Source organism: Uliginosibacterium paludis (genome assembly GCF_039631355.1).
Lineage (GTDB): Bacteria > Pseudomonadota > Gammaproteobacteria > Burkholderiales > Rhodocyclaceae > Uliginosibacterium > Uliginosibacterium paludis.
In genome coordinates, this window is the sequence record NZ_JBDIVF010000009.1 from 92,259 (window position 1) to 116,746 (window position 24,488).

Genomic DNA, 24,488 nt, shown 5'->3' on the forward strand with positions numbered 1-24,488 from the left:
CTATTCAGGAGGGTGAAGCGAAGGCCGGCATTTTACCTGCTCAATTGCTGTCTGCCCCAGAAGGTTTCGGTGAGCTGGGCGAGTTCGGGCAGCAGATGGGTGATGAGCGCGAGCTGCCGGATGATGCGCCGCTCTTGCGGCGAGGTGTCGGCGGGAATGTCGTCGAGCTCGGGCATGGCCTGCAGGCCAAGCGATTCCGCCTGGACCGGGCGGCGGGCCTCGAAGGCCTCAGCCAGTTGAGCGAGCGTGCGGCTGGCCTGGAGGCAGGCGCTGTCCACCAGTTCGCTGCGCTGCCAGACGTCGATTTTCTCTCGGTGCGCACCAAGAGCCGAAATGTAGGCCAGCAGCGTGTGGCTGGCGCACAAGAAACGGAACGAGGCTTCGGGCGTAACGCGGTACTGATCTGGCTCGCCGAGCATGGAGGCCAGCGTCAGTGAAAGTTCGGCGTCGGCATTGTGTGCATCACGCCGGGCCACGCGGTAGGGCAGATGATCGTCCTTGCCTGCGCGGTACTGGTTCAGCACTTCGCGCAGGTATAGCCCCGAGCAGGAAAGCGTCTTGCCCATCGCCAGGTGAAAGCGCAGGCCCTGCCAGTCCGGCAGCACGAAGGCGATGGCGGCTGCTGCGATCAGGGAACCCAGCAGGGTGTCGATCAGGCGCGGCAGGATCAGCGCATAGCCGCTGCCGAGCTGATTGAAGCAGAGCAGCACGAGGATCGTGATGAAGGCGGTGGCCAGTCGGTAGCGGTTGGCGCGGAAGAAGAAAAATGCCACGCCCGAGAGCGTGGCCAGCGCGAGCTGGGCTTCGTCCTGCGGAAAGATGTGCAGGAAGGCCCAGGCGCCGACCAGGCCGAGCACAGTGCCGCTGATGCGCTGGCCGAGCCGCTTCCAAGTATCGCTGTAGGTTGGCAGCAGGACAAACACGGTGGTCAGCATCACCCAGTAACCCTGAGGCAGATGGAGCAGGTGGAGCAGGGCGTAGCCCGCAGTGAGCGCCAGCGCGAGCCGGATGCCGTGCCGGAATCGACCCGAGCGCGGCGTGAATTGCATCAGCACGCGCTGGACGGCTTCGCGGAAGCTCGCGGGATTGCTGTCGCGCAGCGTGGTGTCTTCGGTCTGCAGGAGCGCATCCGGATTGCCGGCATTCGAGAGTTGCCGCTCGATGGTGGTGATGTTGCGCACCAGATCGCTGACCGGATCGACCTGACGCAGCCAGCGCGGGTCATTGCTCTGCTGCACGTGTTCGACTGCCGCGGCAAGTTCGTCCAGCGCCGGCAGGCTGTCTCGGCCGTAGTCGAAGTACTTGTCGAGCGCGATGGCCTTGGCCAGGCGGGCGCAGGCGCCGCCCTGCAGCTGCATGAGATGCGCGCAGCGGAAGAGGATGTCACTGCGGGCAAAGGTCCGCGCCAGCTCGGCGTATGACTGGTGAGTCGAACTGCTGCGTTCGTGGATGTCCTGGGCAAGGAAGTACCACTTCAGGAAGCGCGCGCTGCGGGGCCGGGGCTGGCCGTTCTTCATCCAGCCCAGCAGGATCTGGCGGGCCTGGTTCATGTGGGTCACGAGCTTGCTGTTCTGCTCGGCCATGGCCAGCCGGAGGGTGTCCAGATTCCGGCCGCTGATCGGCGCCAGCAACTCTGCTTTCAGTGAGAGGTGGCGCGACAGTCCCATGTAGACGCTGGCGAGAATCTGTCGTGCCGGGCGTGCTGCGAAGGTGGCGACCCAGATGATCGAGATGAGTTCGTACCAGGCTGCGCCGCCGAGCAGTTGCAGCGGATCGATCCAGATCGGTGCATTGGCCTGGCCAGGGCGACTGGCGCTGAGCATGGCGTAGATGGCGAGGATCAGTGAAGCGGTCGACATCCGTCCGTAGCGTTCGCTTACCGCGCCCAGCATGACGAAGCCGAAGGTCGAGAGCATGAGGCCGATCGCGAAAATCCACGGATAAGGGAAGAGGATGCGTACCGAGAACGCCGTGATGGCAAAACAGCTCAGGGTGACAAGCACCGCGAGCAGTCGGCCAAGCGGGCGGTCTTCTGTTTCAGCGAGGGCTGCGGCGATGACGCCGAGGATGGGGCCGATCAGCCAGTCCGTCCGGTCGAGCAGGGCGCAGGCCCCGACGACACCTCCCAGCGCGAGGGCGACCTTGACGCTGTCGCTGGTTTTTTCGTGGGCCCAGAACAGGCGCCAGAGTTCGTGCAGTCGGGTCATCGGCTCTACAAGGGAGGTTTAGCGCGACAGGCTAAGTGCTGTCGTGGGACAATTCCATCGTTTCGATCAAATATTCCTCACATGCCCATCCAGTGGTTTCCCGGACACATGACCTCCGCCCGCAAGAAAGCGGGTGACGCCATGGAGTCTATCGACGTTGTCATCGAGGTGCTTGACGCCCGTCTGCCCCAGGCGAGCTGCAATCCGATGATCGCGCAGTTGCGCGCGCACAGGCAGCGTCCCTGTCTCAAGATTCTCAACAAGGTCGACCTCGCTGATCCGGAGGCGACTGCGGCCTGGATCGAGTATTTCAACGCCCAGCCGGGTGTCAAGGCGGTGGCCCTGTCCTGCAAGAAGGCGTCCGACGTGGCACGTGTGCCCAAGCTGTGCCAGCCGCTGGCGCCGCATCGAAATGACAACGTCAAGCCGCTGCGGATGATGATCATGGGGATTCCGAACGTGGGAAAATCCACGCTGATGAATGCCTTGCTGGGGCGAAAGCTCTCGGCGGTGGGCGATGAGCCGGCCGTGACCAAGAGCCAGGTGCGGGGCGATATTGACCTTCGTCACACCCTGGTGGATACGCCCGGAATGATGTGGCCGAAGATCCAGTACGACAGCGACGGCTACATGCTCGCGGCCAGTCACGCGATCGGTCGCAACGCGGTGATTGATGAAGAAGTGGCCTGTTTTCTGGCGGACGTGCTGCTTGAGCGCTACCCGCAGCGGCTGACCGAGCGATATGGATTCGCGGCTGCCGGCATGGATGGTATTGCCGTGGTGGAGGCCATCGGCAAGCGACGCGGCTTCAGAGTCAAGGGTGGTGGTCTGGATCTGGAAAAGGCCGCGCTCACGCTGCTCCAGGACTATCGCGATGGCCGTCTCGGGCGGATTACCCTTGAAACGCCGGCGTCACGCGCGCGGATGATTGCCGCGCATGAAGCCAGGCTCCAGACGGGGCAGGACAGCGCCGCGCAGGATGAAGACGACGCGGCAGACTGAGCCGAGGGCGTCCGCCTAGAGCAGTGCAGTGGTGCGGGAAGCCTTGAGCAGCACGATCAGGGCTCCGGCGCCACCATCCACCAGCCGCGCCTGGCAGTAGGCCATGACGTCCGAGTAGTTGATCAACCAGCCGGCAACCAGCTTCTTGAGAATGGGCTCACGGCCTGGTGAGCCGCGGCCCTTGCCGTGCACGACACGTACGCAGCGCAGGCCTTCCTTTTTCCATCGCCCCATGCAGGCGGCGAGCAGATCGCGGGCTTCGTCGCGATTGCAGCCATGCAGATCAACCTGATCCTGAACGACCCAGCGGCCGCGACGCAGATCCCGCAGCACCGAGCGCGGGACGCCGTTGGCAAGATGGGTGAGCTCGTCGCCGCCTTCCAGGTGCATGTCGAGTGTGGTCGGGGCATAAATCGACTCCGCCAGGGCGGATTGCTCATCACGCTCGTGCTGCAGCGGGCGGGGCTGCGGCTTGGGCAAGTCGAGCTCGATCCGCTTGCTTGCTATCGGGCGGACGCCCCTGAGGGCTTCGGCCAGTTCCGGGTGATCGTTCGTCACGACGGGGTCCTCGCGCTGCCACGCGGCGGGAATCCAGTTGTCCTCGACGGCCACGGCAGGGGCGGCCGTCTCGTTCGCCTGCGACGCATGGCGACGAACCGGCGCCGGCCTGGGTGTGTCGAGGTTCGCATGCTGGTCGGCGGGCAGGGCCTTGACGCCCGCCAGGGCCGCCCGGAGCAGACTCGCGTCGTCAGCGGCTTCAGCGACAACAGCCCGCTTCGGGGCGGGCTGTTGCTGGGCGAGCTTGCGTTTCAGATCGGCAAGCGGCAGTCGGCTGCGACTCATGGCATTCAGAAGCTGCCGAGATAGCGTTCCGCGTCCAGGGCTGCCATACAACCGGTTGCTGCGGAAGTGATGGCCTGCCGGTAGGCATGATCCGCCACGTCTCCGGCGGCAAATACGCCAGGGATGCTGGTCTGGGTCGCATTGCCATCCTGTCCCGACTGAACCTTCAGGTAGCCGGTGTCGTTCATCTCCAGCTGGCCCTTGAAGATGCCGGTATTCGGCGCATGGCCGATGGCGATGAAAATGCCTTGCAGTGCGATGTCCTTGGATGCGCCGCTCTTGAGATGACGCACACGGATGCCGGTCGCGCCGCTCTGGTCGCCGAGGACTTCTTCCAGCGTCGAATCGAGTTCGAGCACGATCTTGCCTTCCTTCACGCGCTCCATCAGCTTGTCGACCATGATGGCTTCGGCGCGGAACTTGTCGCGCCGGTGAATCAGGGTGACCTTGCTGGCGATGTTGGCCAGATACAGGGCTTCCTCGACGGCGGTATTGCCACCACCGACCACGGCAACTTCCTGGTTGCGGTAGAAGAATCCGTCGCAGGTCGCGCAGGCCGAAACACCCCGTCCGGAGAACTTCTCTTCGGAGGGCAGGCCCAGGTATTTGGCGGTCGCTCCCGTCGCGATGATCAGCGCGTCACAGGTGTAGGTGCCGGCATCCCCGGTCAGCGTGAAGGGCCGCTCGGTCAGCTTGGTGGTGTGGATGTGGTCGAAGATGATTTCGGTGTTGAAACGCCGGGCGTGGGCTTCGAAGCGTGCCATCAGTTCAGGGCCCTGTACCCCTTCTGCGTCGGCCGGCCAGTTGTCGACCTCGGTCGTGGTCATCAGTTGCCCGCCTTGCGCCAGGCCGGTAATGAGTACGGGTTTGAGGTTGGCGCGGGCGGCATACACGGCGGCGGTGTATCCGGCGGGGCCGGAGCCCAGGATGATCAACGGATGATGTTGCGTGCTGGAGCTCATTTGGGCATTCCTTTTATTGGTGTTCTGGAGGCTGGCGGATTATAGCCGACCCGGATCCGGCCGCTTCATCGGGGCTGGCTATCGACGCAATGCGGGCGGCCGCTGGATTGTGTTTTGAAGATGAGGCTCATGCATCAGTTTTCAAGCGTGATATGGGTCACATATACTCTGGCATGCTTGCCGCTGTCATTGAGTTCATCAGGGCGTGGCGCTTCGGAGAGCACATGACGATCAAACACACGATTTCAGCGACGGCCTTGCGTACCATTCCGATGTTCCAGGGGATCGAGGCCGATCGTCTGGAGCTTATCGCGCGCTGTGCAGGCCTGCGCCGGGTTTCCCGGGGGACTACTGTCGTTCAGGCAGGAGATCTCATCGACAACGTCTATTTCGTTCTCAATGGCAGTCTGAAGGTCCTCGTCAGCGATGAAGACGGCCGGGAAGTCATCCTGACCATGCTCGGGCATGGCGATGTTTTCGGCGAGATGGGCGTGGTCGACACCGAGCCGCGCTCGGCAACCGTTACGGCGGTGGCTTCCTCTGATCTGATCGTGATCGCCCAGGCGGACTTCCGCAAGATCCTGGCGGACAACTTCGAGATCTGCCTGCGCATCATGTGCAGTCTGGCGAACAGACTGCGTGCGGCGGATCGCAAGATCGAGAGCCTCGCACTCATGGACGTCTATGGCCGCGTTGCGCGACTCCTGCTCGATATGGCGGAAACGCGGGACGGGCGCAGCGTGGTGCGGCGCAAGATTTCCAAACAGGACATCGCGAAGATGATCGGCGCCTCGCGCGAGATGGTTTCCCGCGTAATGAAAGACCTGCAATCCCGCGGCCTGCTTGAGGAAACCGACGAAGGCCTCGTTCTGCGCGACAGCATCGCGAGCCTGTGAGTCCTGAGTCCGGACGGCAGGAAGGGGCCCGGGCTCTCGCGTTATAATCGCCGGCACACTTCCCTGCCACGGCCCACTCATGCTGTTTCGAGCTTCAACCCGTCCTCCTTCGCAGCCCCTCCCCGAAAAGATCGCAGCGCTCCTGCGTGAAGCGGGCTGGCTGCTGCTGGGCGCGGCCGGCGTTTATCTCGCCATGATCCTCTTCGGCTTCAGCAAGGCGGATCCGGGCTGGTCGCATGCGGTCGACAGCAACGTCATCCGCAATCCGGGCGGACGCTTCGGTGCCTGGTTTGCCGACATGCTGCTGGACCTTTTCGGCTCGTCGGCCTGGCTGCTGGTGGCGCTGATGTTCTGGGGACTTTTTCTGGGCGGGCGCCGTTTCCGGGGGCAGCTGGAGTCCGATCGCCGTTCCTTGTTCATCGTACTGACCGGTTTTGTCATTCTGCTGCTGACGAGCTGCGGGCTGGAGGCCATGCGTTTTCACAGCAGTCATGCCAGCCTTCCCGGTAGTCCGGGGGGCGTGATCGGGCTGGAGTTCGGTGGTCTCGTCACGCGCTACATGGGTTTTACCGGCGGCACGTTGATGATGCTGGCTTTCTGGCTGGGCGGCCTGAGCCTGTTCTGCGGGTTTTCATGGGTCGAAGCTGTCGAGAAGGTCGGCTACTGGCTTGAAACGCTCTGGACCGTGGCCGATCGCGGGATCCAGGCCTGGCGGGACAGGAAGGTCGGCAAGGAAATCGCCGTCAAGCGCGAGGAAAAGGTCAAGCGGGAGCGCAAGAAGCGTGAGGAAGCGCCGCCGGTCGAAATTCACATCGAGCCGGCGATGAAGAGCGAACCCGTCCGCATCGTCGAGCCGGTCCGGGCCGACAAGGAGCGCCAGGTCGGACTCTTCGGAGATGTGCCTGCGGGAGCAGGCTTGCCGGGTCTCACGCTGTTGGACGCGCCGAGCAATGACGTGGAGCCGCCCTCCAAGGAGACGCTCGAATATACGTCACGCCTGATCGAGCGGAAGCTTGCCGACTTCGGCGTCGAGGTGAAGGTGCTGGCCGCATATCCGGGGCCGGTCATCACCCGCTATGAAATCGAGCCGGCGGTGGGCGTCAAGGGTGCGCAGATCATGAACCTCGTCAAGGATCTGGCGCGTGCGCTGTCCGTGATGAGCATCCGGGTCGTCGAAACCATCCCGGGCAAGGCCTGCATGGGCCTCGAGATCCCGAACGTGAAGCGCCAGACCGTCCGTCTGTCAGAGATCATCGGTTCCAAGGTCTATCACGACATGGCTTCGCCGCTGACCGTGGCGCTCGGCAAGGACATCGGCGGCAATCCAATGGTGGCGGATCTGGCCAAAATGCCGCACTTGCTCGTGGCCGGGACCACCGGCTCAGGCAAGTCGGTGGGCATTAACGCAATGATCCTTTCGCTGCTCTACAAGGCGGGGGCAGACAAGGTCCGGCTGATCCTGGTCGACCCGAAGATGCTGGAGCTCTCGGTCTACGAAGGCATTCCGCATCTGCTGGCTCCAGTCGTGACCGACATGAAGCACGCCGCACACGCACTCAACTGGTGTGTGGGGGAGATGGAACGCCGTTACAAGCTGATGGCCGCATTGGGCGTGCGCAACCTGGCCGGTTTCAACAAGCAGATCGCGGATGGCATCAAATCCGGAACGCCGATGACCAATCCCTTCTCGCTGACGCCGGAAAATCCCGAGCCGCTCGAACACATGCCGATGATCGTGGTGGTGATCGACGAGCTGGCCGACCTGATGATGGTGGTCGGCAAGAAGATCGAAGAGCTGATCGCGCGTCTGGCACAGAAGGCCCGTGCAGCCGGCATCCACCTGGTGCTGGCCACCCAGCGTCCGTCGGTTGACGTGATCACCGGCCTGATCAAGGCCAATATCCCGACGCGGATGGCGTTCCAGGTCTCGAGCAAGATCGATTCGCGGACCATTCTGGACCAGATGGGGGCTGAGTCCCTCCTGGGCATGGGCGACATGCTTTATCTCGCCCCGGGTACCGGTTTGCCGACACGCGTCCACGGCGCCTTTGTCGATGACAAGGAAGTACACAAGGTGGTGGAGTACCTGAAGTCGACCGGCGAACCCAATTACATCGAAGGCATGCTGACCGGCGCCTCGGAAGAGGGAAGTGGCGAGTACTCCACCGACGGCATCGGGGACTCCGGCGGGAAGGAGTCCGATGACCTCTATGACAAGGCGGTCGCCATCGTGCTTCAGACGCGTCGCCCATCCATCTCGCTGGTTCAGCGTCATCTTCGCATCGGCTATAACCGTGCGGCCCGGCTCATCGAACAGATGGAGCAGTCCGGGCTGGTGTCGGCCGCCAACGCAACCGGTGGCCGGGAAGTCCTGGCACCGCCTCGCGAAGCCTGAGCCTGTTTGCCGACGCTGCGACGCCGGCTGTTCCTTTCACCGATATCGAGCCGAATCCATGAAAAAAATGCTTTTCTCCGTGCTGGCACTCGGCGTTTCCGGCTTTTCACATGCCGGCGCGATCGACCAGCTCAACCAGTTTCTGGATGCGACGAAAACCGCGAGCGCCAGCTTCAGCCAGAAAGTCATCTCCAAGACGGGCAAGCCAGGTCAGTCGGCCTCCGGCACCATGAGTTTCCTGCGTCCCGGCAAGTTCCGCTGGGAGTACACCAAGCCCTACAGCCAGCTGATCGTTGGGGATGGTGCGAAACTCTGGAGCTACGACAAGGAGCTCAATCAGGTGGTCATCAAACCGATGAGCGCCGCGCTGGGCGCCACGCCGGCCGCGCTTCTGGCGGGCAGCAATGACCTGAAAAAGAACTTCACCCTGAAAGAGGACGGCAGCGCTGACGGACTGGAGTGGGTCGAAGCCTTGCCGAAGAGCAACGAGGCGGGCTTCGAGCGTGTCCGGATCGGTCTGAAGGACAACCTGCCGCAGGCCATGGAAGTGCACGACAACTTCGGTCAGACCACGCTTCTGCAGTTCTCGGGCTTCGTGCGCAACCCTGCACTGGCAACTGGCAGCTTCAGTTTCACGCCTCCCAAGGGCGCGGACGTCGTTGGCGAGTAATTCCAGCGGCATGCCGGATCTTTTTACCCGCGAACCCGCTGCGCCGCTGGCTGAGCTGCTCAGACCCAAGACGCTGGATGAAGTCATCGGGCAGTCCCACCTTCTCGGTGAGGGCAAGCCCCTGAGGCTGGCCTTTCGCTCCGGCAAGCCGCACTCCATGATCCTTTGGGGGCCGCCGGGGGTGGGCAAGACCACGATCGCCCGCCTCACTGCCCAGGCTTTCGGCTGCGAGTTCATCGCGCTCTCGGCCGTTTTTTCCGGGGTCAAGGACATTCGTGCCGCGATGGAGCAGGCCCAGCAGAATCTGGATCGCGGCCTGCACACCATCCTTTTTGTCGATGAGATCCATCGCTTCAACAAGAGTCAGCAGGACGCGCTGCTGCCCTATGCCGAGTCCGGCCTGGTGACCTTCATCGGTGCGACCACCGAAAACCCCTCTTTCGAGGTCAATTCGGCGCTGCTTTCCCGTGCGCAGGTCTATGTGCTGAAGTCGCTCAGCGAAGCGGAGCTGCGCCAGCTGCTGACGCGGGCCCGTCAGCATGCGCTCGGACATCTGGAGTTTGAAGACAAGGCCGTTGATACCATCATCGGCTATGCAGACGGGGATGCGAGGCGCTTCCTGAATCTGCTCGAGCAGTGCAGCACTGCCGCAGGCGCTGCAGGCGTGGCGCACATTGACGCTGCTTTCATCGAGAATGCGCTGACGCTCAACAGCCGTCGTTTCGACAAGGGCGGTGACAATTTCTACGACCAGATTTCAGCCCTGCACAAGTCGGTCCGAGGATCGAATCCGGATGCCGCGCTTTACTGGCTGTGCCGGATGCTTGATGGCGGCGCCGATCCGCGGTACCTCGCTCGTCGCATCGTCCGCATGGCGTGGGAAGACATCGGGCTAGCGGATCCGCGCGCCATGCAGATTGCCAATGATGCGGCACTGACCTTCGAGCGTCTGGGCTCTCCGGAGGGAGAGCTGGCGCTGGGTCAGGCGGTGATTTATCTCGCGATTGCGGCCAAGAGCAATGCTGGCTACATGGCCTACAACGCGGCACGGAGCTTCGTGAAGCAGGATGGCAGCCGCGAAGTGCCGGTGCATCTGCGCAATGCGCCGACCCGCCTCATGAAGGAACTGGGCTACGGGCACGACTACCGTTATGCCCATGACGAACCGCACGCCTATGCCGCAGGCGAAACCTATCTGCCGGAAGGTGTTCCGGAGCCGGGCTGGTATCAGCCCGTTCCACGCGGACTGGAACAGAAGATCGCCGACAAGCTGGCCTTTCTGCGGAAACTGGACGAGGAAGCCGGCAAGGCCTGATGAGCCGCCGGGTGCCCGCAGTCATCGGGCAGGGCCCGGTGACTGCGGGGATGGGCGGTGAAGCCCGCTAGCTCGCTTGCCTGAAAGGGCGGGATCGCCGGAAACGGGCTTCCGGAATCACTGCGCGAGCGGGTGCGCAGAACGGAACTGCGCGTACACGTGAAGCACGTGCTCTGCTTCGTCCAGAGCGCCACGCGACATGGCGTCGGATACGAAATCACTGAAACAGCTGCAGATCAACTCGACGCCCTCGTCGCTCTGCACGAGGCCGCACGCAATCGGGGCCGCAATTTCCTCGGGCAGATGTTCGTGTTCTGCAAAAAGCCCGACTTCTTCTGGCGTCAGGTCACAGTAATCGAGGCAGTCCTGCATCGTCAGCATCCTTGTGCCTCCTTTTCTGGTCAGGCCCCGGGCCGGGCCTTACTCAAAGCTAGAGCAGCACAGAGTGATCGCCAGTTGTCATTGGCTATGCGCTGTCCGATGTGCGATTGCACGCTGCAATGGTCCGCGGAGAAGCTTGCGTCGAGAGGATTTCATCCTGCGTCGGGCGGAAAACTTTGCGCTGCACAAGAGGCATACCCCCGGCGTCGTGTAAACTGCTCGACTTCCAAAAACAAGATGTTCCTCTGTCATGCTCGATATCCAGCTTCTTCGTACCCAGCTCGATTCAGTTGCCCAGCGTCTGGCTACGCGCAAATTCGTTCTCGACGTCGCCGCCTTCCAGTCCATGGAAGATGAGCGCAAGGGGCTTCAGACCCGCACCCAGGAGCTGCAATCGAAGCGCAACAGCCTGTCCAAGCAGATCGGCATGTTGAAGGGCAAGGGCGAAGACGCTTCTGCCGTGATGGCCGAAGTCGGCGGGCTGGGCGAAGAGCTGAAAACCTGCGAGGAGCAGCTGGCTGCCCTGCAGGCCCGGCTCAATGACTTTCTCGCACGCATTCCCAATCTGCCGGATGAGTCGGTGCCGGTCGGCAAGGATGAAACCGCGAATGTGGAAGTGCGTCGCTGGGGGAGCCCGCGCAGCTTCGAATTTGCGGTCAAGGACCATGCCGATGTGGGAGAGCCGCTGGGGATGGATTTCGACACCGGTGCGAAGCTGGCCGGTGCGCGTTTTTCATTCCTCAAGGGGGGCATGGCGCGCCTGCATCGCGCCATTGCGCAGCTGATGCTCGATACCCAGACCGGCGAGCACGGCTATACCGAATGCTATACGCCCTACATCGTGAATCCGGACGTGCTGTTCGGGACGGGGCAGTTGCCCAAGTTTGCCGAGGACATGTTCCGCGTCGAGCGGGGCGGTGAAGACGGCCAGACCCAATATCTGATTTCAACCTCTGAAATTTCCCTGACCAACATGGTCAAGGACACGATCCTCAAGACCGAAGACCTGCCGCTCAAGCTGACCGCCCATACACCGTGCTTCCGCTCGGAAGCAGGCAGCTACGGTCGGGACACCAAGGGCATGATCCGTCAGCATCAGTTCGACAAGGTGGAGATGGTGCGCATTACCCGGCCGGAAGACAGCTCCGCGGCACTGGAGGAAATGGTTGGTAATGCCGAGGCGGTGCTGCAGAAGCTGGGCTTGCCTTATCGCGTCGTCGCCTTGTGCACCGGTGATATGGGCTTCTCCGCCGCAAAAACCTACGACCTTGAAGTCTGGTTGCCCGCACAGAACACCTATCGCGAAATTTCGTCGGTTTCCAACTGTGGCGCCTTCCAGGCGCGTCGCATGCAGGCCCGTTACAAGAACGAGGCCGGCAAGAACGATCTGGTGCACACCCTCAATGGGTCCGGGCTGGCCGTCGGGCGGACACTCGTGGCGATTCTGGAAAACTACCAGCAGGCAGATGGCTCGGTCGTTGTGCCGGAGGCACTGCGTCCCTACATGGGCGGGCTGGAAGTACTGAAGCCCTGAGCTTCGCGGCAGATCGACAAAAAGGCTCATCCGGGAGCCTTTTTCAGTTGTGCACGCAGTTCAGAGCCAGGCAGACAGCCACGGCGCCAGCAGCACCATCAGGATCCCGGCGATGATCATCGTTAGGCTGGAAATGACACCTTCTTCGGTGTCGCGGCGATGCGCGGTAGCCGTGCCGACCGCGTGCGCGCCGGCTCCGAACAGCGCGCCACGCGCGAGTGCGCTTCTGACCGGCAACCAGCTCAGCAGCCACTCGCCAAGCACCATGCCGGCCAAGCCGGTAATCACGACGAATACCGCTGCAAGCTCGGCCTGTCCGCCCATTTGTGGCGCAGCGGCAATCGCGAACGGTGTGCTGATCGAACGGACCGACAGACTGCGCTCAAGCGACTCCGGCAGGCCAAACAGCCTGGACAGAACGACCGTGCTGACGACTGCCACGGTCATTCCCACGACGACCCCCGCAATCAGCGGCATGAAATGACGCCGGATCACCGCCCGGTACTCGTGGATCGGCACGGCGAACGCAACCGTTGCCGGGCCGAGCATGGCAGAGAGCCAGTGACTCTGGGCGTTGTATGACGCGTAGGAAACGTGCGCAGCCAGGAGAATCACGATCAGCAGGACCGGCACGGCTATGAGCGGAGAAAGCAGCGTGTGCGGAACGCGCTTGTGCAGACTGCGGGACGCGACATAGAGCACGATGGTCAGTGCCAGCCAGAAAAGGCCTTGGGGCAGATGAATCACTGTCCGGACTCCTTTTTGTCACGCAGATGTTTTTCAAGCCGCCAGGCGAGATCAACCGTGAAGGCCGTCGCCAGCATCACGCAGGCGGTGCTGCCCACGATCACGCACAGGATGGCGATCATCTTGCCTTCAAGCAGACTCCGGTACTGGAGCACGGCGATGACGACCGGGATGAAGAACAGCAGCATTTCCCGCAAGAGCCAGGTGGCGCCATCAGCGACCCATTCGCGGCGCAGGAGGCCCAGCGTCATCAGGGCGAGCGCAATCGCGATGCCGCTGACCGTCGGCGGAATACCCGGCAGAAACCGGCCGGAGACTTCAACCGCGAGCAGCCAGATGCCTACGATCAGTCCGATCTGGAAAAGTGTCCTCAGAAAGCTCCGGAGCTTTCCTGAATTCGGGAGTGTCATGAGGGAAGGGGAGAGGCGGCAGCAGTCACAATGATACGTGTCCGAGAACGAAAAAGCCCGCCGAAGCGGGCTCGATCGTGTCAGGGGGCTTCAGTTCGAGAAGAAGTCCTTGACCTTGTCCATCCAGGACTTGGCACGAGGATTGTGGCTGTCGCCACCGTCCTTGCAGGTGATTTCGAACTCCCGCAGAAGCTCTTTCTGGCGTTCGGTCAGCTTGACCGGTGTTTCGATCACCACATGGCAGTGCAGGTCGCCGTGATAGCCGCTGCGAACATTCTTGATGCCCTTGCCACGCAACCTGAAGATTTTTCCGGTCTGCGTCTCGGCAGGAATCTTGATCGACGCCGCACCATCCAGCGTCGGGATCTCGATTTCACCGCCCAGTGCCGCTGTCACGAAGCTGATCGGCATTTCGCAATGCAGATCATCGCCGTTGCGCTCGAATACCGGGTGTTCCTTGATATGGATCTCGACGAACAGATCGCCTGCAGGGCCTCCATTGACGCCCGGCTCGCCAAAGCCGGCATGACGCAGGCGCATGCCTTCGTCGATGCCTGCCGGCACCTTCACTTCCAGCGTCTTTTGCTTCTTCACACGCCCCGCGCCATGGCAATCGCCACAGGGGTCGGTGATCACGCGGCCCGAGCCATGGCACTTCGGGCAGGTCTGCTGGATCGAGAAGAAGCCCTGCTGCATGCGGACCTGACCTGCACCACCGCAAGTGCCACAGGTCTTGGGCTGGGTGCCGGGCTTGGCGCCCGAGCCATGACAGGTCCCGCATTCCTCCTGAACCGGAATGCGGATGGTTTTCTCGACCCCGCGCGCTGCTTCCTCGAGCGTGACTTCCATGTTGTAGCGCAGATCCGCGCCGCGATAGACGCGCGAGCCGCCTCCGCCGCCGCCCCGTCCGCCGCCGAAGATTTCGTCGAAGATGCCGCCGAACGCATCGCCGAAGTCGCCACCAAAGCCCTGACCTCCACCGAATCCGCCGCCCGCTGACGGATCTACACCGGCGTGGCCATAACGGTCATAGGCACCGCGCTTCTGGCTGTCGGAAAGCATTTCATAGGCTTCCTTGACCTCCTTGAACTTCTCTTCGGCGTCCTTGCTGTCCGGATTCCGGTCAGGGTGGTACTTCATGGCCAGCTTGCGGTAGGCCTTCTTGATATCGTCGTCCGACGCGTCGCGGTTGACGCCGAGAACTTCGTAATAATCTCTTTTTGCCATGACTTTTCCTCAAGGCAAGAGCGCAAAGAGCGCCGGAAATGCTGCCGGGACCCTTTGCGCTCTGCGCCTGTGCGGTGACGGGAATTACTTCTTGTCTTTGACTTCCGTGAATTCCGCATCCACCACGTTGTCGTCGGCAGGCTTGGCTTCCTGTTGCGGGGCGGCATTGCCGGCTTCGCCACCTTGCTGCGCATACATGGCTTCGCCCAGCTTCTGCGAAGCCATGGCCAGCGCCTGGGCCTTGGCTTCGATCTCGGCCTTGTCGGAGCCCTTGATGGCTTCTTCCGCATCCTTCAGCGCGGCTTCGATCTTGGCCTTTTCGTCAGCCGAGACCTTGTCGCCATGTTCGGTGAGGCCCTTCTTCGTCGTGTGGATCAGCGCGTCGCACTGGTTGCGGGCGTCGATCAGTTCATGCTGGCGCTTGTCTTCTTCGGCATGTGCGGCAGCGTCGTTCACCATCTTCTGGATCTCGTCTTCGGAGAGGCCGGAGTTCGCCTTGATGGTGATCTTGTTTTCCTTGCCGGTGGCCTTGTCCGCGGCCTTCACATGCAGGATGCCGTTGGCGTCGATGTCGAAGGTGACCTCAATCTGGGGCACGCCACGCGGAGCGGGCGGAATGCCTTCAAGGTTGAATTCGCCCAGCATCTTGTTGCCGGCCGCCATTTCACGCTCGCCCTGATAGACCTTGATGGTCACTGCCGGCTGATTGTCGTCAGCGGTCGAGAACACCTGCGAATGCTTGGTCGGGATCGTGGTGTTGCGCTTGATCATGGCCGTCATCACCCCGCCCAGGGTTTCGATGCCCAGCGAAAGCGGGGATACGTCGAGCAGCAGCACGTCCTTCACGTCGCCTTGCAGCACGCCGCCCTGGATCGCAGCGCCCACCGCCACGGCTTCGTCGGGGTTCACGTCCTTGCGAGCTTCCTTGCCGAAGAATTCGCGAACCTTTTCCTGCACCTTGGGCATGCGGGTCTGGCCGCCGACGAGAATCACGTCGTCGATGTCGGAAACCGACAGACCTGCGTCCTTCAGTGCCTTGCGGCAAGGTTCGATGGTGTTGTTGACCAGCTCTTCAACCAGCGATTCGAACTTGGCGCGGGTGATCTTCATGGTCAAGTGGGCGGGCGCGCCGTTGGCCATGGTGATGTAGGGCTCGTTGATTTCGGTCTGCTGCGAGGACGACAGCTCGATCTTGGCACGCTCGGCAGCAGCCTTGATGCGCTGCAGGGCAATCGCATCCTTCGAGAGGTCGATGCCGTTGATCTGCTTGAACTCGGCCACGATGTGGTCGATCAGGCGCTGGTCGAAGTCTTCACCGCCGAGGAAAGTGTCACCGTTGGTCGCGAGCACTTCAAACTGCTTGTCGCCATCCACATCGGCGATTTCGATGATGGAGATGTCGAAGGTACCGCCGCCCAGGTCGAATACGGCAACCTTCTGATCCTTCTTGCCGGCCTTGTCGAGGCCGAAGGCCAGTGCGGCAGCGGTCGGTTCGTTGATGATGCGCTTCACATCCAGACCGGCGATGCGGCCGGCGTCCTTGGTGGCCTGACGCTGGCTGTCGTTGAAGTAGGCCGGCACCGTGATCACGGCCTCGGTCACTTCTTCGCCCAGATAGTCTTCGGCGGTCTTCTTCATCTTGCGCAGCACGTCAGCCGAGATCTGCGGCGGGGCCATCTTCTTGCCGCGCACTTCAACCCAGGCGTCGCCGTTGTCGGCCTTGACGATGGTGTAGGGCATCAGGTTGATGTCCTTCTGCACTTCCTTCTCTTCGAAACGGCGGCCGATCAGGCGCTTGACGGCGTAGAGCGTGTTCTTCGCGTTGGTCACGGCCTGGCGCTTGGCCGGCGCGCCGCACAGCACTTCGCCATCTTCCATGTAAGCAACAATGGAGGGCGTCGTGCGCGCACCTTCCGAGTTTTCGATGACCTTGGGGCTGCCGCCTTCCATGATGGCTACGCAGCTGTTGGTAGTGCCCAGGTCGATCCCGATGATCTTTGCCATTTCAAAAAGCTCCTTGATGACGTTGGGTGGCGCATCCTGCGTCCACCGGAATTTCGTTTCTGATGATGAATTGGGGGTGGCTCGCCGTATTTCAAGCCGACTGAGCGACGGCGACAAGCGCGGGACGCAGCACGCGGCCTTCGAGCAGATAACCCTTCTGGAAGACCTGGATCACCGTGTTGGCAGGTTGATCGGAGGGCAGGGCTGAAATGGCCTGATGCTTGTGCGGATCGAATTTTTCGCCGATCGGGTTGATCTCTTCTAGGCCGCTTTTCTCGAAGGCCTTGGCGAGGTTCTTGAGCGTCAGGTCTGCGCCTTCGCGGATGGAGTCAACGCTGGGAGCTTCCACCGCAAGCGTCTGCTCCAGGCTGTCCTTGACCACCAGGAGCTCACCGGCGAACTTCTCGATGGCGAACTTTGCGGCCTTGCTGATGTCTTCCTGAGCACGGCGGCGAACGTTTTCGGTTTCAGCCTTCGCACGGAGCCAGGCGTCGTGATGTTCACTGGCAAGGAGTTCGGCCTGGCGCAGTTGTTCTTCAAGGCCCGGGAGGGTGTCAGTGTGTTGAGATTCTCCGGCTGCGCCTTGGTTTGCGGCATCCGCAGAGATAGTTGCGCTATCGTTGTCGTCCTTGGGGGTGTCAGGTTGCTGAGACATGAAGCAGGGCTCCTCAATGAGTACAGCCACTCAAGTGAGGCGTATGTCGGATATTTCAAGTGTCTTTCTTCTATTTTTTCGTGATCTTTGCCACACTCCCCGCTGTAGCCCAACAGAATCCGCGCTGACAATGGACGCAACACATGGCTGAGATGCCTGAACGCGTAGGCAAGTACAAGATCCTCCGCGAAATAGGACGGGGTGCGACCGCGGTCGTCTATCTGGCCGAGAATCCCTATTACCCCGAACCGGTCGCGCTGAAATACATTTCCTTCCGGGACCGGGCGAAGGACGAGGCCAAGTGGAATCGGCGCCTGCTGAAGCTTTTGCGGGCCGAAAGCTCCGTCGCCCGCAGGCTTGAGCACCCCAACATCATCCGGATCTACGAGGCCGTCATCGAAAAGGATGAGGCTTATGTCGTCATGGAGTACTTCCCCGGCGGCTCGCTGGAAGACTTCTGCAGCTATGAGCGGATGCTGCCGGTGCAGCGCACCACCAGCATCATTTTCAAGATCGCGATGGCGCTCGACTACGCCTACCGTCAGGGCATCATCCATCGTGACATCAAGCCGGCAAACATTCTTGTTGATGCGGACGATAACGTGAAGATCACCGACTTCGGTCTGGCGATGAACGTGAACAAGAAAAGCGCCGAAGATTCGACTTTCATCATGGGCGTCGGGTCGCCGGCCTACATGTCGCCCGAGCAGATCAAGAACTATCCGCTGAACCAGAAAACCGACCTGTATTCGCTGGGCGTCGTGCTCTTTCACATGCTCACCGGGCGCCTGCCGTTTCGCGCCAAGAATCCCGCTCAGCTCGTCTACAAAATCATCAATACCGATCCACCTGCTGCCAGCGCGCTGAATCCCGATGTGCCGGAAGCGATGGATGCGGTGATTCGCAAGTCGCTCGAAAAGGATCTTTACTCCCGGTATCGCAACGGAGCCGAGTTTGCGAAAGATCTGTCAGGCGTGCAGTTCAAGATTTTCAACGAGCACGACAGCCTGCCTGACAGCTCGCGTTTTTCTCAAATTCGCCGCCTGGGATTCTTTACCGATTTTGAAGACGTTGAAATCTGGGAGGCTTCACGTTTTTCCGCTTGGCGGGTAGGGGAGCCGCTGACCCAGATCGTGCGTGAAGGAAGTTCCGATCAGCGTTTCGGAATCCTGCTTGAGGGCGAGGTCGAGTTGTCCATCAGCGGCCGCGTGGTGGCGGTCCTGGGGCCGGGCGAGTGTTTCGGCGAGACCGCTTATCTGGACAAGATCGAGCACCGCCAGGTCTGCACGGTGGTCAGCAAGACCTTTGTTCGCTATCTGGAAATCACCCCGGCAGCGCTCGCGCTTGCCTCGGAGGAGTGTCTGGAGCATTTCCGGGAGCGCCTCATGACAACCGTGGTGCAGCGTCTTGCCAAGGCATCTGACGCCGTGGCGCAACACGGTGGCGCGGCATTGAAAGCGGTGAATGTCACCACCGCAAGCATGGAGTTGCAGCTGGTGGACGATTGAGGCTGCTGCTGTTTGTGGCAGCCCGCATGAAAGGGCGCGGATGCGTTCCGCTTTTCCGTGCCCCTTAAGATGAGTTTCCTTTTTTCAGGGTATTGCCATGGAAGGTCTGATCGTAGTTCTTGCCATTCTGGCATTCGTCGTCGTCACGATTGCCAAAGGCGTCAGGATTGTTCCGCAGGGCGAAGAGTGGGTTGTCGAGCGCCTCGGCAAGTACCTCAATACGATTACGCCCGGCCTCAGTGTACTGATTCCCTACCTCGATCGCGTCGCCTACAAGGTCACAACCAAAGACATCATCCTCGACGTGCAGGAGCAGGAGGTGATCACCCGAGACAACGCCGTGATCCTCACCAACGCCATTGCGTTCATCAAGGTGACTGACCCCGTTCGGGCTGTCTATGGAATTACCAATTTTCACGAAGCGATACGCAATCTGGTCATGACGACCTTGCGCTCAATCGTCGGGGAAATGGAGCTGGACGAAGCGCTCTCTTCGCGCGACCGCATCAAGGCCCGCCTGCGCGAGAGCATTTCGGACGAGGCGCTGGACTGGGGCATCAGCATCAAGACTGTTGAAATCCAGGACATCAAGCCTACGGAATCCATGCAACGAGCGATGGAGTTGCAAGCGGCTGCCGAGCGGGAGCGCAAAGCACTCGTTACGCGCGCGGAAGGTGACAAGCAGTCGGCGATTCTCGGGGCAGAGGCCCGTCTCGAGGCGGCAAAGCGTGACGCGAATGCGCAGGTATCGCTGGCGACTGCCTCGGCCGAGGCCATTCGTCGCGTGAGTGAAGCGATCGGCGGCAATGCGACGCCGATGATGTTCATTCTTGGGGAAAAGTACATCAACTCGCTTGAAAAGCTCTCCAGCTCCGAGAACGCAAAGATCGTCGTGCTTCCTGCCGATTTGCAGGAGACGCTCAAGCGATTCGCGGGGAGCAAGCCCGTCTGACGGACTGCTGGCCGGCTGGGTTTCAGCGCACTTTGGCGCGCATCAGTCGTTGCTTTTCGCGATCCCAGTCGCGCTGCTTTTCGGTTTCACGTTTGTCGAACTGCTTCTTGCCCTTGGCCAGGCCGATTTCCATCTTTACCCGGCCTTTGGTGTAGTGCAGATCCAGCGGAACAAGCGTGAAACCTGCGCGCTCCACCTTGCCGATCAGCGTTTCGATCTGGTGCATGTGAAGCATGAGCTTGCGCGTACGCGTAGGGTCGGGCTTCACATGCGTTGACGCCGCAAGCAAAGGGCTGATGTGCATGCCGATCACAAACAATTCCGCACCGCGGATCAGGATGTACGCTTCCTTGATCTGTGCTCGTCCGGCGCGAATCGCCTTCACTTCCCATCCTTCAAGGACCAGGCCGGCCTCGAAGCGCTCTTCGATGAAGTAGTCGTGAAAGGCCTTGCGATTGTCGATGATGCTCATGGTTTCCGATGCAATGGTTTCGGGCGGGAGGGTTTCCGCTAGAATCCGCCATTCTATCAGTGCCGCCCGGTCAGGCGGCTTCAAACCGGCGAAGCATGGCTGAGATCAGAAAATCCGTATTGATCGAACATCGCGCAGAAAAGATGTATGCGCTTGTGGATGGCATTGAAGACTATCCCGCCTTTCTCCCTTGGTGTGGCGGAGCGGAGATCATGGATCGGACGCCGGATTCCGTGAAAGCGATGCTGCATATCAGCTATCACGGGATCAAGGCTTCTTTCTCGACCATCAATGAAAACGAGCCGGGCCGCTCCATCCGCATGAGGCTTAACGACGGCCCGTTCCGCAAGCTCGATGGCGAGTGGCGTTTTCTGCCTTTGGGTGACAAGGCGTGCAAGATCGAATTCATGCTTGTCTACGAGTTCTCCAGTACCTTGCTCGACAAGGTTCTGGGCCCGGTTTTCAATCATATTGCCAACAGTTTCGTTGAAGCATTCATCCAGCGCGCGGATCAGTTGGCTGCGTCATCAACTCCTGGTCTGAACAATGAAAATTGAAGTGTGTTATGCCCTGCCACAGAAGCAGGAGCTTGTGCGGATTGAGCTGAACGAAGGCGCGACGCTTGAAAGCGCTGTCATCTCCTCCGGCTTGATGGCCAAGTACCCGGAAATTTCCCTGGCGGACGGGAAGTTCGGTGTGTTCGGGAAAATTGTCCGGACGGACGGCGTACTTGCTGATGGAGATCGCGTAGAGATCTACCGCCCCCTTATCGCGGATCCCAAGGAGGTTCGTCGTAAGCGGGCCGAAGAGGGCAAGGCGATGAAAAAGGGGGGCGGAGAACTCTGATCGGCGACATCCCGGTCGGTTGGGGCTGTCGCCGGCAGGGCGGCTTTACTTGCAGTCCTTGGACAGCGCTGCGCGTGCGCGGTCGAGCTCAGCCTGGAGTTGGTTGTCCGACATCGGGATCGCCTCTCCCTTGTCGTTGGCCTTGCTGATACGCCCGCCGCGTTCGAGGAGGGCGATGTTGCTCCGCAGATTGGAGCAGTACTCATCCTTCTGAGCCTTGGCTTCGCGCTCCTTGTTCGCCTTTGCTTCGGCTTCCGCTTTTTCAGTCTGGCGCTTCGCGAAATCCTTGTTCTGCTCCTGCCAGCTTTTGGGGCCTGAAGCCTGGGCCGATGGAGCGCTGCCTGAAGCCTCGGGCGCCGTGGATTCGACCGGCGCGCCGCCACGCATGGTCTTGACCTGCGCATTCGGGGGCGGCTGATCGCCGAAGTGCGTCCTGCCGTTGGCGTCTTTCCACGTGTAGATCTCGGCGTTCGCCATCAGGGGGAGTGCCAGTGCAGCCAGTACCGCCAGCTTCCGTGCTTTCATTCAAACTCCTTGGTCTGTTCCGGGGATGTCAGCCTGTTTTGCCGGAGGCTGCTCCGCCTGTATAATGCTGATTTGCCGGTAAGGATTATAAGCATGCGTTTGATCCAGAAGGCGCTGACCTTTGATGATGTTCTGCTGGTCCCGGCGCACTCCAACATTCTCCCTCGTGATGTGAGCCTTGCGACGCGTCTCACACGCAATATCACGCTCAATCTGCCCTTGGTTTCTGCTGCCATGGACACCGTGACCGAGTCGCGGCTTGCAATTGCGCTGGCGCAGGAGGGCGGCATCGGGATTGTGCACAAGAACCTTACTGCACGACAGCAGGCTCAGGAAGTTGCCCGCGTCAAACGGTTCGAATCGGGTGTCCTGCGTGATCCCATCACGATCCCCCCCACGCTGACCGTGCGCGAGGTGCTCGCCATTACGAGGCAGCACCGGATCTCAGGCTTGCCGGTTGTCGATGGGAAAAAAGTCGTCGGTATCGTTACGAACCGTGATCTCCGCTTCGAAACCAATCTCGATCAATCCATCGCTGCGGTGATGACCCCGCGCGAGCGTCTGGTTACCGTGCAGGAAGGTGCCACGCTGGAAGAAGCGAAGGCCCTGATGCATCGCCATCGTCTGGAGCGCGTACTGGTGCTGAAGGAAAACGGTGAGCTGTACGGTCTCATTACGGTCAAGGATATCCAGAAAGCGACCGAACACCCCCTGGCGGCAAAGGACGCGCATGGTCGTCTCCGCGTTGGTGCTGCGGTAGGCGTCGGTGAGGGGACCGAAGAGCGTTGTGAGTTGCTGGCCGAAGCCGGTGTCGATGTGATCGTGGTTGACACGGCACACGGGCACTCGCAAGGCGTTCTGAATCGCGTGACCTGGGTGAAGAAAAATTTCCCCCAGGTTGAAGTGATTGGCGGAAACATTGCGACCGGCGATGCCGCGAAGGCGCTTGTTGCAGCGGGTGCGGATGGTGTCAAGGTCGGGATCGGTCCGGGATCGATCTGTACCACGCGCATCGTGGCGGGTGTCGGCGTGCCGCAAATCACGGCCATCGACAATGTCGCGAAGGCGCTCGAAGCGGAAGGCGTTCCGTTTATCGCTGATGGTGGGATCCGTTATTCCGGTGACATTTCCAAGGCGATTGCGGCGGGGGCACACTGCGTGATGCTGGGCGGGCTTTTTGCCGGCACCGAAGAGGCTCCGGGCGAAACCGTTCTGTTTCAGGGGCGCAGCTACAAGTCTTACCGCGGCATGGGTTCGCTGGGTGCGATGCAGCAGGGGTCGGCTGACCGCTACTTCCAGGACAACGAAAGCGGCAATGCCGAGAAACTTGTGCCGGAAGGTATCGAGGGACGCGTTGCCTACAAGGGGCCGGTTGGTGCCGTGATCCATCAGTTGATGGGAGGCTTGCGTTCGTCGATGGGCTATGTCGGATGCGCGTCGATCGAGGAGATGCGTGCCCGCGCCGAGTTCGTCGAAATTACTTCGGCGGGAATCCGGGAGTCGCACGTGCATGATGTGCAGATCACCAAGGAAGCGCCGAATTATCATCAGGTTGACTGAGGTGCTTCAAGGCTCGGCAGCGTACTGTCGGGCCCATGTTTCTGATGGCGGGCTTCGGCCCGCTTTTTCTCCGGCAGGAAGTTTTCCAGATGAGTGAAGCAGCCCCGAAAGAAGTGGAAATGCAGAAGGGGCGTGATGCGGGAATCGGTTTCATCATGATCACCGTGCTGATCGACATGATTTCGATCGGCCTGATCATTCCGGTTCTTCCCTCGCTCGTTGGCAGTTTTACCAGTTCCCCAGCGGCGCAAGCGTGGTGGTATGGCGCTGTTGCGTTCGCATTCGGCTTTTCCAACTTTCTGGCTGCCCCGGTTCTTGGTGCGCTGTCGGATCACTACGGGCGTCGTCCTGTTCTGCTTCTGGGGTTTTGCGGTCTGGCGCTGAATTTTTTCGTCACTGCGCTCGCCACTTCCCTCGCCATGCTGATCGCCGTGCGCGTGGTCGGTGGCGCGATGCAGGCCAATGCTGCCATTGCAAATGCATATGTCGCGGACATCACTCCTCCGGAGCAACGGGCACGACGCTTCGGCATGCTCGGCGCCATGTTCGGGATGGGCTTCATATTGGGGCCGGTCATGGGGGGAATTCTCGGCGCGATCAATATCCACCTGCCTTTTTTTGCTGCAGGGACGCTCGCGCTGCTGAATCTCCTCTACGGATACTTTGTCCTGCCCGAGTCCTTGTCCGCCGCGAAGCGTCGACCGATTGACTGGCGTTCCGCCAATCCGGTTTCTGCGCTCAGGCGCCTGACGGCACTCAAGGGAGTCGGTCTGCTGGTTGCTGTCATCGCGCTGGCTTCGCTGGCGCAGTTCACCTTGCACACCAGCTGGGTGCTCCATAACTACTATCGCTTCGGGTGGGGGCCGCGTGAGAACGGTTGGTCGTTGTTTGCCGTGGGTGTGATGTCGGTCATCGTTCAGGGCTTCTTGCTGAAGCACTTTCTGCGCTGGTGGGGGGCTCGTCGCTTTGCTGTTGCTGGTCTCGTTTCGGGAGCATTCGCGTATCTGCTCTGGGGGCTCGCCACTGAGGGCTGGATGATGTATGCCATCATCGCCTGCAATATCCTTGCTTTTGGCGCTACCGCGTCTGTCCAGAGTCTGGTTTCGAATTCGGCCGGTGTGCATGCCCAGGGGCAGACGATGGGGGCCATTTCTTCACTCAACAGTCTGATGGCTGTTCTGGCTCCGATGATCGGCGCTCCGCTGCTGGCTACCGTAAGCCATCTGCCGCAACAGGACTGGCGCCTGGGGGCACCCTTTTATTTCTCTGCCTTGCTGCAGATTCTTGCGGCGTTTTTTGCCCTTCGCTATCTCTCTACGCACAAAGCGAGAGAGTCTGACTCCACGTCTCTCCAACAATCTGCCACGCACTGAGTTC

General features: G+C 61.0%; 23 protein-coding genes. 12 read left to right on the forward strand and 11 right to left on the reverse strand.

Translation table 11 applies throughout. The annotated features are described in order from the left end of the window. Positions 1 to 32: 32 nt before the first annotated feature. Complete coding sequence (gene yccS / locus ABDB87_RS17160; RefSeq protein ID WP_345929316.1) at positions 33 to 2,207, reverse strand: YccS family putative transporter; 2,175 nt, start codon at positions 2,205 to 2,207, stop codon at positions 33 to 35. 81 nt (positions 2,208 to 2,288) lie between these two features. Here yccS and ylqF point away from each other — a divergent pair, with 81 nt between their 5' ends. After that, positions 2,289 to 3,209, forward strand: a complete 921-nt coding sequence (ylqF, locus tag ABDB87_RS17165) for a ribosome biogenesis GTPase YlqF (protein WP_345929318.1) — start codon at positions 2,289 to 2,291, stop codon at positions 3,207 to 3,209. Between the two features lie 15 nt (positions 3,210 to 3,224). Here the strand turns inward: ylqF and ABDB87_RS17170 are convergent, their stop codons facing one another. After that, on the reverse strand, positions 3,225 to 4,052 hold the full coding sequence (locus tag ABDB87_RS17170; protein WP_345929320.1) for a Smr/MutS family protein: 828 nt from the start codon (positions 4,050 to 4,052) through the stop codon (positions 3,225 to 3,227). Between the two features lie 5 nt (positions 4,053 to 4,057). Beyond that, a complete protein-coding gene (trxB, locus tag ABDB87_RS17175) occupies positions 4,058 to 5,014 on the reverse strand; it encodes a thioredoxin-disulfide reductase (RefSeq protein WP_345929322.1) in 957 nt (318 codons plus the stop codon). Between the two features lie 224 nt (positions 5,015 to 5,238). Here trxB and ABDB87_RS17180 point away from each other — a divergent pair, with 224 nt between their 5' ends. The 4 genes from ABDB87_RS17180 (at position 5,239) to ABDB87_RS17195 (ending at position 10,290) form a co-directional block, all read left to right on the forward strand. Further along, entirely contained in the window at positions 5,239 to 5,910 is a 672-nt protein-coding gene (locus ABDB87_RS17180; RefSeq protein ID WP_345929324.1) for a Crp/Fnr family transcriptional regulator, read from the forward strand. A 79-nt stretch (positions 5,911 to 5,989) separates the two neighbouring features. After that, a complete protein-coding gene (locus ABDB87_RS17185; protein ID WP_345929326.1) occupies positions 5,990 to 8,305 on the forward strand; it encodes a DNA translocase FtsK in 2,316 nt (771 codons plus the stop codon). 58 nt (positions 8,306 to 8,363) lie between these two features. Then, the gene (lolA, locus tag ABDB87_RS17190; RefSeq protein WP_345929328.1) at positions 8,364 to 8,975 is read left to right on the forward strand and encodes an outer membrane lipoprotein periplasmic chaperone LolA; all 612 of its coding nucleotides are present in this window, start codon (positions 8,364 to 8,366) and stop codon (positions 8,973 to 8,975) included. Positions 8,976 to 8,985: 10 nt separating this feature from the next. Beyond that, the gene (locus tag ABDB87_RS17195) at positions 8,986 to 10,290 is read left to right on the forward strand and encodes a replication-associated recombination protein A (protein ID WP_345929399.1); all 1,305 of its coding nucleotides are present in this window, start codon (positions 8,986 to 8,988) and stop codon (positions 10,288 to 10,290) included. Between the two features lie 117 nt (positions 10,291 to 10,407). Here ABDB87_RS17195 and ABDB87_RS17200 read toward each other — a convergent pair whose 3' ends face one another. Further along, positions 10,408 to 10,671, reverse strand: a complete 264-nt coding sequence (locus tag ABDB87_RS17200) for a hypothetical protein (RefSeq protein ID WP_345929330.1) — start codon at positions 10,669 to 10,671, stop codon at positions 10,408 to 10,410. Between the two features lie 250 nt (positions 10,672 to 10,921). Here ABDB87_RS17200 and serS point away from each other — a divergent pair, with 250 nt between their 5' ends. Continuing rightward, positions 10,922 to 12,205, forward strand: a complete 1,284-nt coding sequence (gene serS / locus ABDB87_RS17205) for a serine--tRNA ligase (RefSeq protein WP_345929332.1) — start codon at positions 10,922 to 10,924, stop codon at positions 12,203 to 12,205. Between the two features lie 60 nt (positions 12,206 to 12,265). Here the strand turns inward: serS and ABDB87_RS17210 are convergent, their stop codons facing one another. The 5 genes from ABDB87_RS17210 to grpE form a co-directional block, all read right to left on the reverse strand. Continuing rightward, positions 12,266 to 12,952, reverse strand: coding sequence for an LrgB family protein (locus ABDB87_RS17210; protein WP_345929334.1), 687 nt, complete (start codon positions 12,950 to 12,952; stop codon positions 12,266 to 12,268). Continuing rightward, on the reverse strand, positions 12,949 to 13,362 hold the full coding sequence (locus ABDB87_RS17215; RefSeq protein ID WP_345929336.1) for a CidA/LrgA family protein: 414 nt from the start codon (positions 13,360 to 13,362) through the stop codon (positions 12,949 to 12,951). The genes ABDB87_RS17210 and ABDB87_RS17215 overlap by 4 nt, the downstream gene beginning before the upstream one ends. Positions 13,363 to 13,452: 90 nt before the next feature. After that, on the reverse strand, positions 13,453 to 14,589 hold the full coding sequence (dnaJ, locus tag ABDB87_RS17220) for a molecular chaperone DnaJ (protein WP_345929338.1): 1,137 nt from the start codon (positions 14,587 to 14,589) through the stop codon (positions 13,453 to 13,455). 84 nt (positions 14,590 to 14,673) lie between these two features. Further along, positions 14,674 to 16,593 (reverse strand): molecular chaperone DnaK, encoded by a 1,920-nt coding sequence (gene dnaK, locus ABDB87_RS17225; RefSeq protein WP_345929340.1) that lies wholly within the window; start codon positions 16,591 to 16,593, stop codon positions 14,674 to 14,676. Positions 16,594 to 16,684: 91 nt separating this feature from the next. Next, positions 16,685 to 17,248, reverse strand: a complete 564-nt coding sequence (grpE, locus tag ABDB87_RS17230; RefSeq protein ID WP_345929342.1) for a nucleotide exchange factor GrpE — start codon at positions 17,246 to 17,248, stop codon at positions 16,685 to 16,687. A gap of 143 nt (positions 17,249 to 17,391) precedes the next feature. On the opposite strand from grpE, the gene ABDB87_RS17235 reads away from it, so the two are divergent. Together ABDB87_RS17235 and ABDB87_RS17240 are read left to right on the forward strand one after the other, a co-directional pair. Next, positions 17,392 to 18,756 carry a serine/threonine-protein kinase gene (locus ABDB87_RS17235; protein ID WP_345929343.1) on the forward strand — a complete coding sequence of 455 codons (1,365 nt, stop codon included), beginning with the start codon at positions 17,392 to 17,394 and terminating at the stop codon, positions 18,754 to 18,756. A gap of 97 nt (positions 18,757 to 18,853) precedes the next feature. After that, positions 18,854 to 19,708 (forward strand): SPFH domain-containing protein, encoded by an 855-nt coding sequence (locus ABDB87_RS17240; protein WP_345929344.1) that lies wholly within the window; start codon positions 18,854 to 18,856, stop codon positions 19,706 to 19,708. 22 nt (positions 19,709 to 19,730) lie between these two features. Here ABDB87_RS17240 and smpB read toward each other — a convergent pair whose 3' ends face one another. Beyond that, positions 19,731 to 20,180 carry an SsrA-binding protein SmpB gene (gene smpB, locus ABDB87_RS17245; RefSeq protein ID WP_345929346.1) on the reverse strand — a complete coding sequence of 150 codons (450 nt, stop codon included), beginning with the start codon at positions 20,178 to 20,180 and terminating at the stop codon, positions 19,731 to 19,733. A gap of 95 nt (positions 20,181 to 20,275) precedes the next feature. Here smpB and ABDB87_RS17250 point away from each other — a divergent pair, with 95 nt between their 5' ends. Both ABDB87_RS17250 and ABDB87_RS17255 read left to right on the forward strand, forming a co-directional pair. Continuing rightward, positions 20,276 to 20,737 (forward strand): type II toxin-antitoxin system RatA family toxin, encoded by a 462-nt coding sequence (locus ABDB87_RS17250; RefSeq protein WP_345929348.1) that lies wholly within the window; start codon positions 20,276 to 20,278, stop codon positions 20,735 to 20,737. Next, a complete protein-coding gene (locus ABDB87_RS17255; protein WP_345929350.1) occupies positions 20,727 to 21,026 on the forward strand; it encodes an RnfH family protein in 300 nt (99 codons plus the stop codon). Before ABDB87_RS17250 ends, ABDB87_RS17255 begins: the two co-directional genes overlap by 11 nt. 45 nt (positions 21,027 to 21,071) lie before the next feature. Here ABDB87_RS17255 and ABDB87_RS17260 read toward each other — a convergent pair whose 3' ends face one another. Beyond that, positions 21,072 to 21,551: a DUF4124 domain-containing protein gene (locus ABDB87_RS17260; protein ID WP_345929351.1), complete on the reverse strand. Its 480-nt coding sequence runs from the start codon at positions 21,549 to 21,551 to the stop codon at positions 21,072 to 21,074. Positions 21,552 to 21,644: 93 nt separating this feature from the next. Between ABDB87_RS17260 and guaB the strand changes: the two genes are divergently transcribed. Together guaB and ABDB87_RS17270 are read left to right on the forward strand one after the other, a co-directional pair. Further along, on the forward strand, positions 21,645 to 23,111 hold the full coding sequence (guaB, locus tag ABDB87_RS17265; RefSeq protein WP_345929353.1) for an IMP dehydrogenase: 1,467 nt from the start codon (positions 21,645 to 21,647) through the stop codon (positions 23,109 to 23,111). A gap of 89 nt (positions 23,112 to 23,200) precedes the next feature. Next, the gene (locus ABDB87_RS17270) at positions 23,201 to 24,484 is read left to right on the forward strand and encodes an MFS transporter (protein ID WP_345929354.1); all 1,284 of its coding nucleotides are present in this window, start codon (positions 23,201 to 23,203) and stop codon (positions 24,482 to 24,484) included. Positions 24,485 to 24,488 lie beyond the last annotated feature (4 nt).

What these genes read in the sequence shown, in the direction of transcription:
- yccS (WP_345929316.1), bottom strand. Translation starts at nt 2,207, where the DNA reads ATGACCCGACTGCACGAACTCTGGCGCCTGTTCTGGGCCCACGAAAAA.
- ylqF (WP_345929318.1), top strand. Translation starts at nt 2,289, where the DNA reads ATGCCCATCCAGTGGTTTCCCGGACACATGACCTCCGCCCGCAAGAAA.
- ABDB87_RS17170 (WP_345929320.1), bottom strand. Translation starts at nt 4,052, where the DNA reads ATGAGTCGCAGCCGACTGCCGCTTGCCGATCTGAAACGCAAGCTCGCC.
- trxB (WP_345929322.1), bottom strand. Translation starts at nt 5,014, where the DNA reads ATGAGCTCCAGCACGCAACATCATCCGTTGATCATCCTGGGCTCCGGC.
- ABDB87_RS17180 (WP_345929324.1), top strand. Translation starts at nt 5,239, where the DNA reads ATGACGATCAAACACACGATTTCAGCGACGGCCTTGCGTACCATTCCG.
- ABDB87_RS17185 (WP_345929326.1), top strand. Translation starts at nt 5,990, where the DNA reads ATGCTGTTTCGAGCTTCAACCCGTCCTCCTTCGCAGCCCCTCCCCGAA.
- lolA (WP_345929328.1), top strand. Translation starts at nt 8,364, where the DNA reads ATGAAAAAAATGCTTTTCTCCGTGCTGGCACTCGGCGTTTCCGGCTTT.
- ABDB87_RS17195 (WP_345929399.1), top strand. Translation starts at nt 8,986, where the DNA reads ATGCCGGATCTTTTTACCCGCGAACCCGCTGCGCCGCTGGCTGAGCTG.
- ABDB87_RS17200 (WP_345929330.1), bottom strand. Translation starts at nt 10,671, where the DNA reads ATGCTGACGATGCAGGACTGCCTCGATTACTGTGACCTGACGCCAGAA.
- serS (WP_345929332.1), top strand. Translation starts at nt 10,922, where the DNA reads ATGCTCGATATCCAGCTTCTTCGTACCCAGCTCGATTCAGTTGCCCAG.
- ABDB87_RS17215 (WP_345929336.1), bottom strand. Translation starts at nt 13,362, where the DNA reads ATGACACTCCCGAATTCAGGAAAGCTCCGGAGCTTTCTGAGGACACTT.
- dnaJ (WP_345929338.1), bottom strand. Translation starts at nt 14,589, where the DNA reads ATGGCAAAAAGAGATTATTACGAAGTTCTCGGCGTCAACCGCGACGCG.
- dnaK (WP_345929340.1), bottom strand. Translation starts at nt 16,593, where the DNA reads ATGGCAAAGATCATCGGGATCGACCTGGGCACTACCAACAGCTGCGTA.
- grpE (WP_345929342.1), bottom strand. Translation starts at nt 17,248, where the DNA reads ATGTCTCAGCAACCTGACACCCCCAAGGACGACAACGATAGCGCAACT.
- ABDB87_RS17235 (WP_345929343.1), top strand. Translation starts at nt 17,392, where the DNA reads ATGGCTGAGATGCCTGAACGCGTAGGCAAGTACAAGATCCTCCGCGAA.
- ABDB87_RS17240 (WP_345929344.1), top strand. Translation starts at nt 18,854, where the DNA reads ATGGAAGGTCTGATCGTAGTTCTTGCCATTCTGGCATTCGTCGTCGTC.
- smpB (WP_345929346.1), bottom strand. Translation starts at nt 20,180, where the DNA reads ATGAGCATCATCGACAATCGCAAGGCCTTTCACGACTACTTCATCGAA.
- ABDB87_RS17250 (WP_345929348.1), top strand. Translation starts at nt 20,276, where the DNA reads ATGGCTGAGATCAGAAAATCCGTATTGATCGAACATCGCGCAGAAAAG.
- ABDB87_RS17255 (WP_345929350.1), top strand. Translation starts at nt 20,727, where the DNA reads ATGAAAATTGAAGTGTGTTATGCCCTGCCACAGAAGCAGGAGCTTGTG.
- ABDB87_RS17260 (WP_345929351.1), bottom strand. Translation starts at nt 21,551, where the DNA reads ATGAAAGCACGGAAGCTGGCGGTACTGGCTGCACTGGCACTCCCCCTG.
- guaB (WP_345929353.1), top strand. Translation starts at nt 21,645, where the DNA reads ATGCGTTTGATCCAGAAGGCGCTGACCTTTGATGATGTTCTGCTGGTC.
- ABDB87_RS17270 (WP_345929354.1), top strand. Translation starts at nt 23,201, where the DNA reads ATGAGTGAAGCAGCCCCGAAAGAAGTGGAAATGCAGAAGGGGCGTGAT.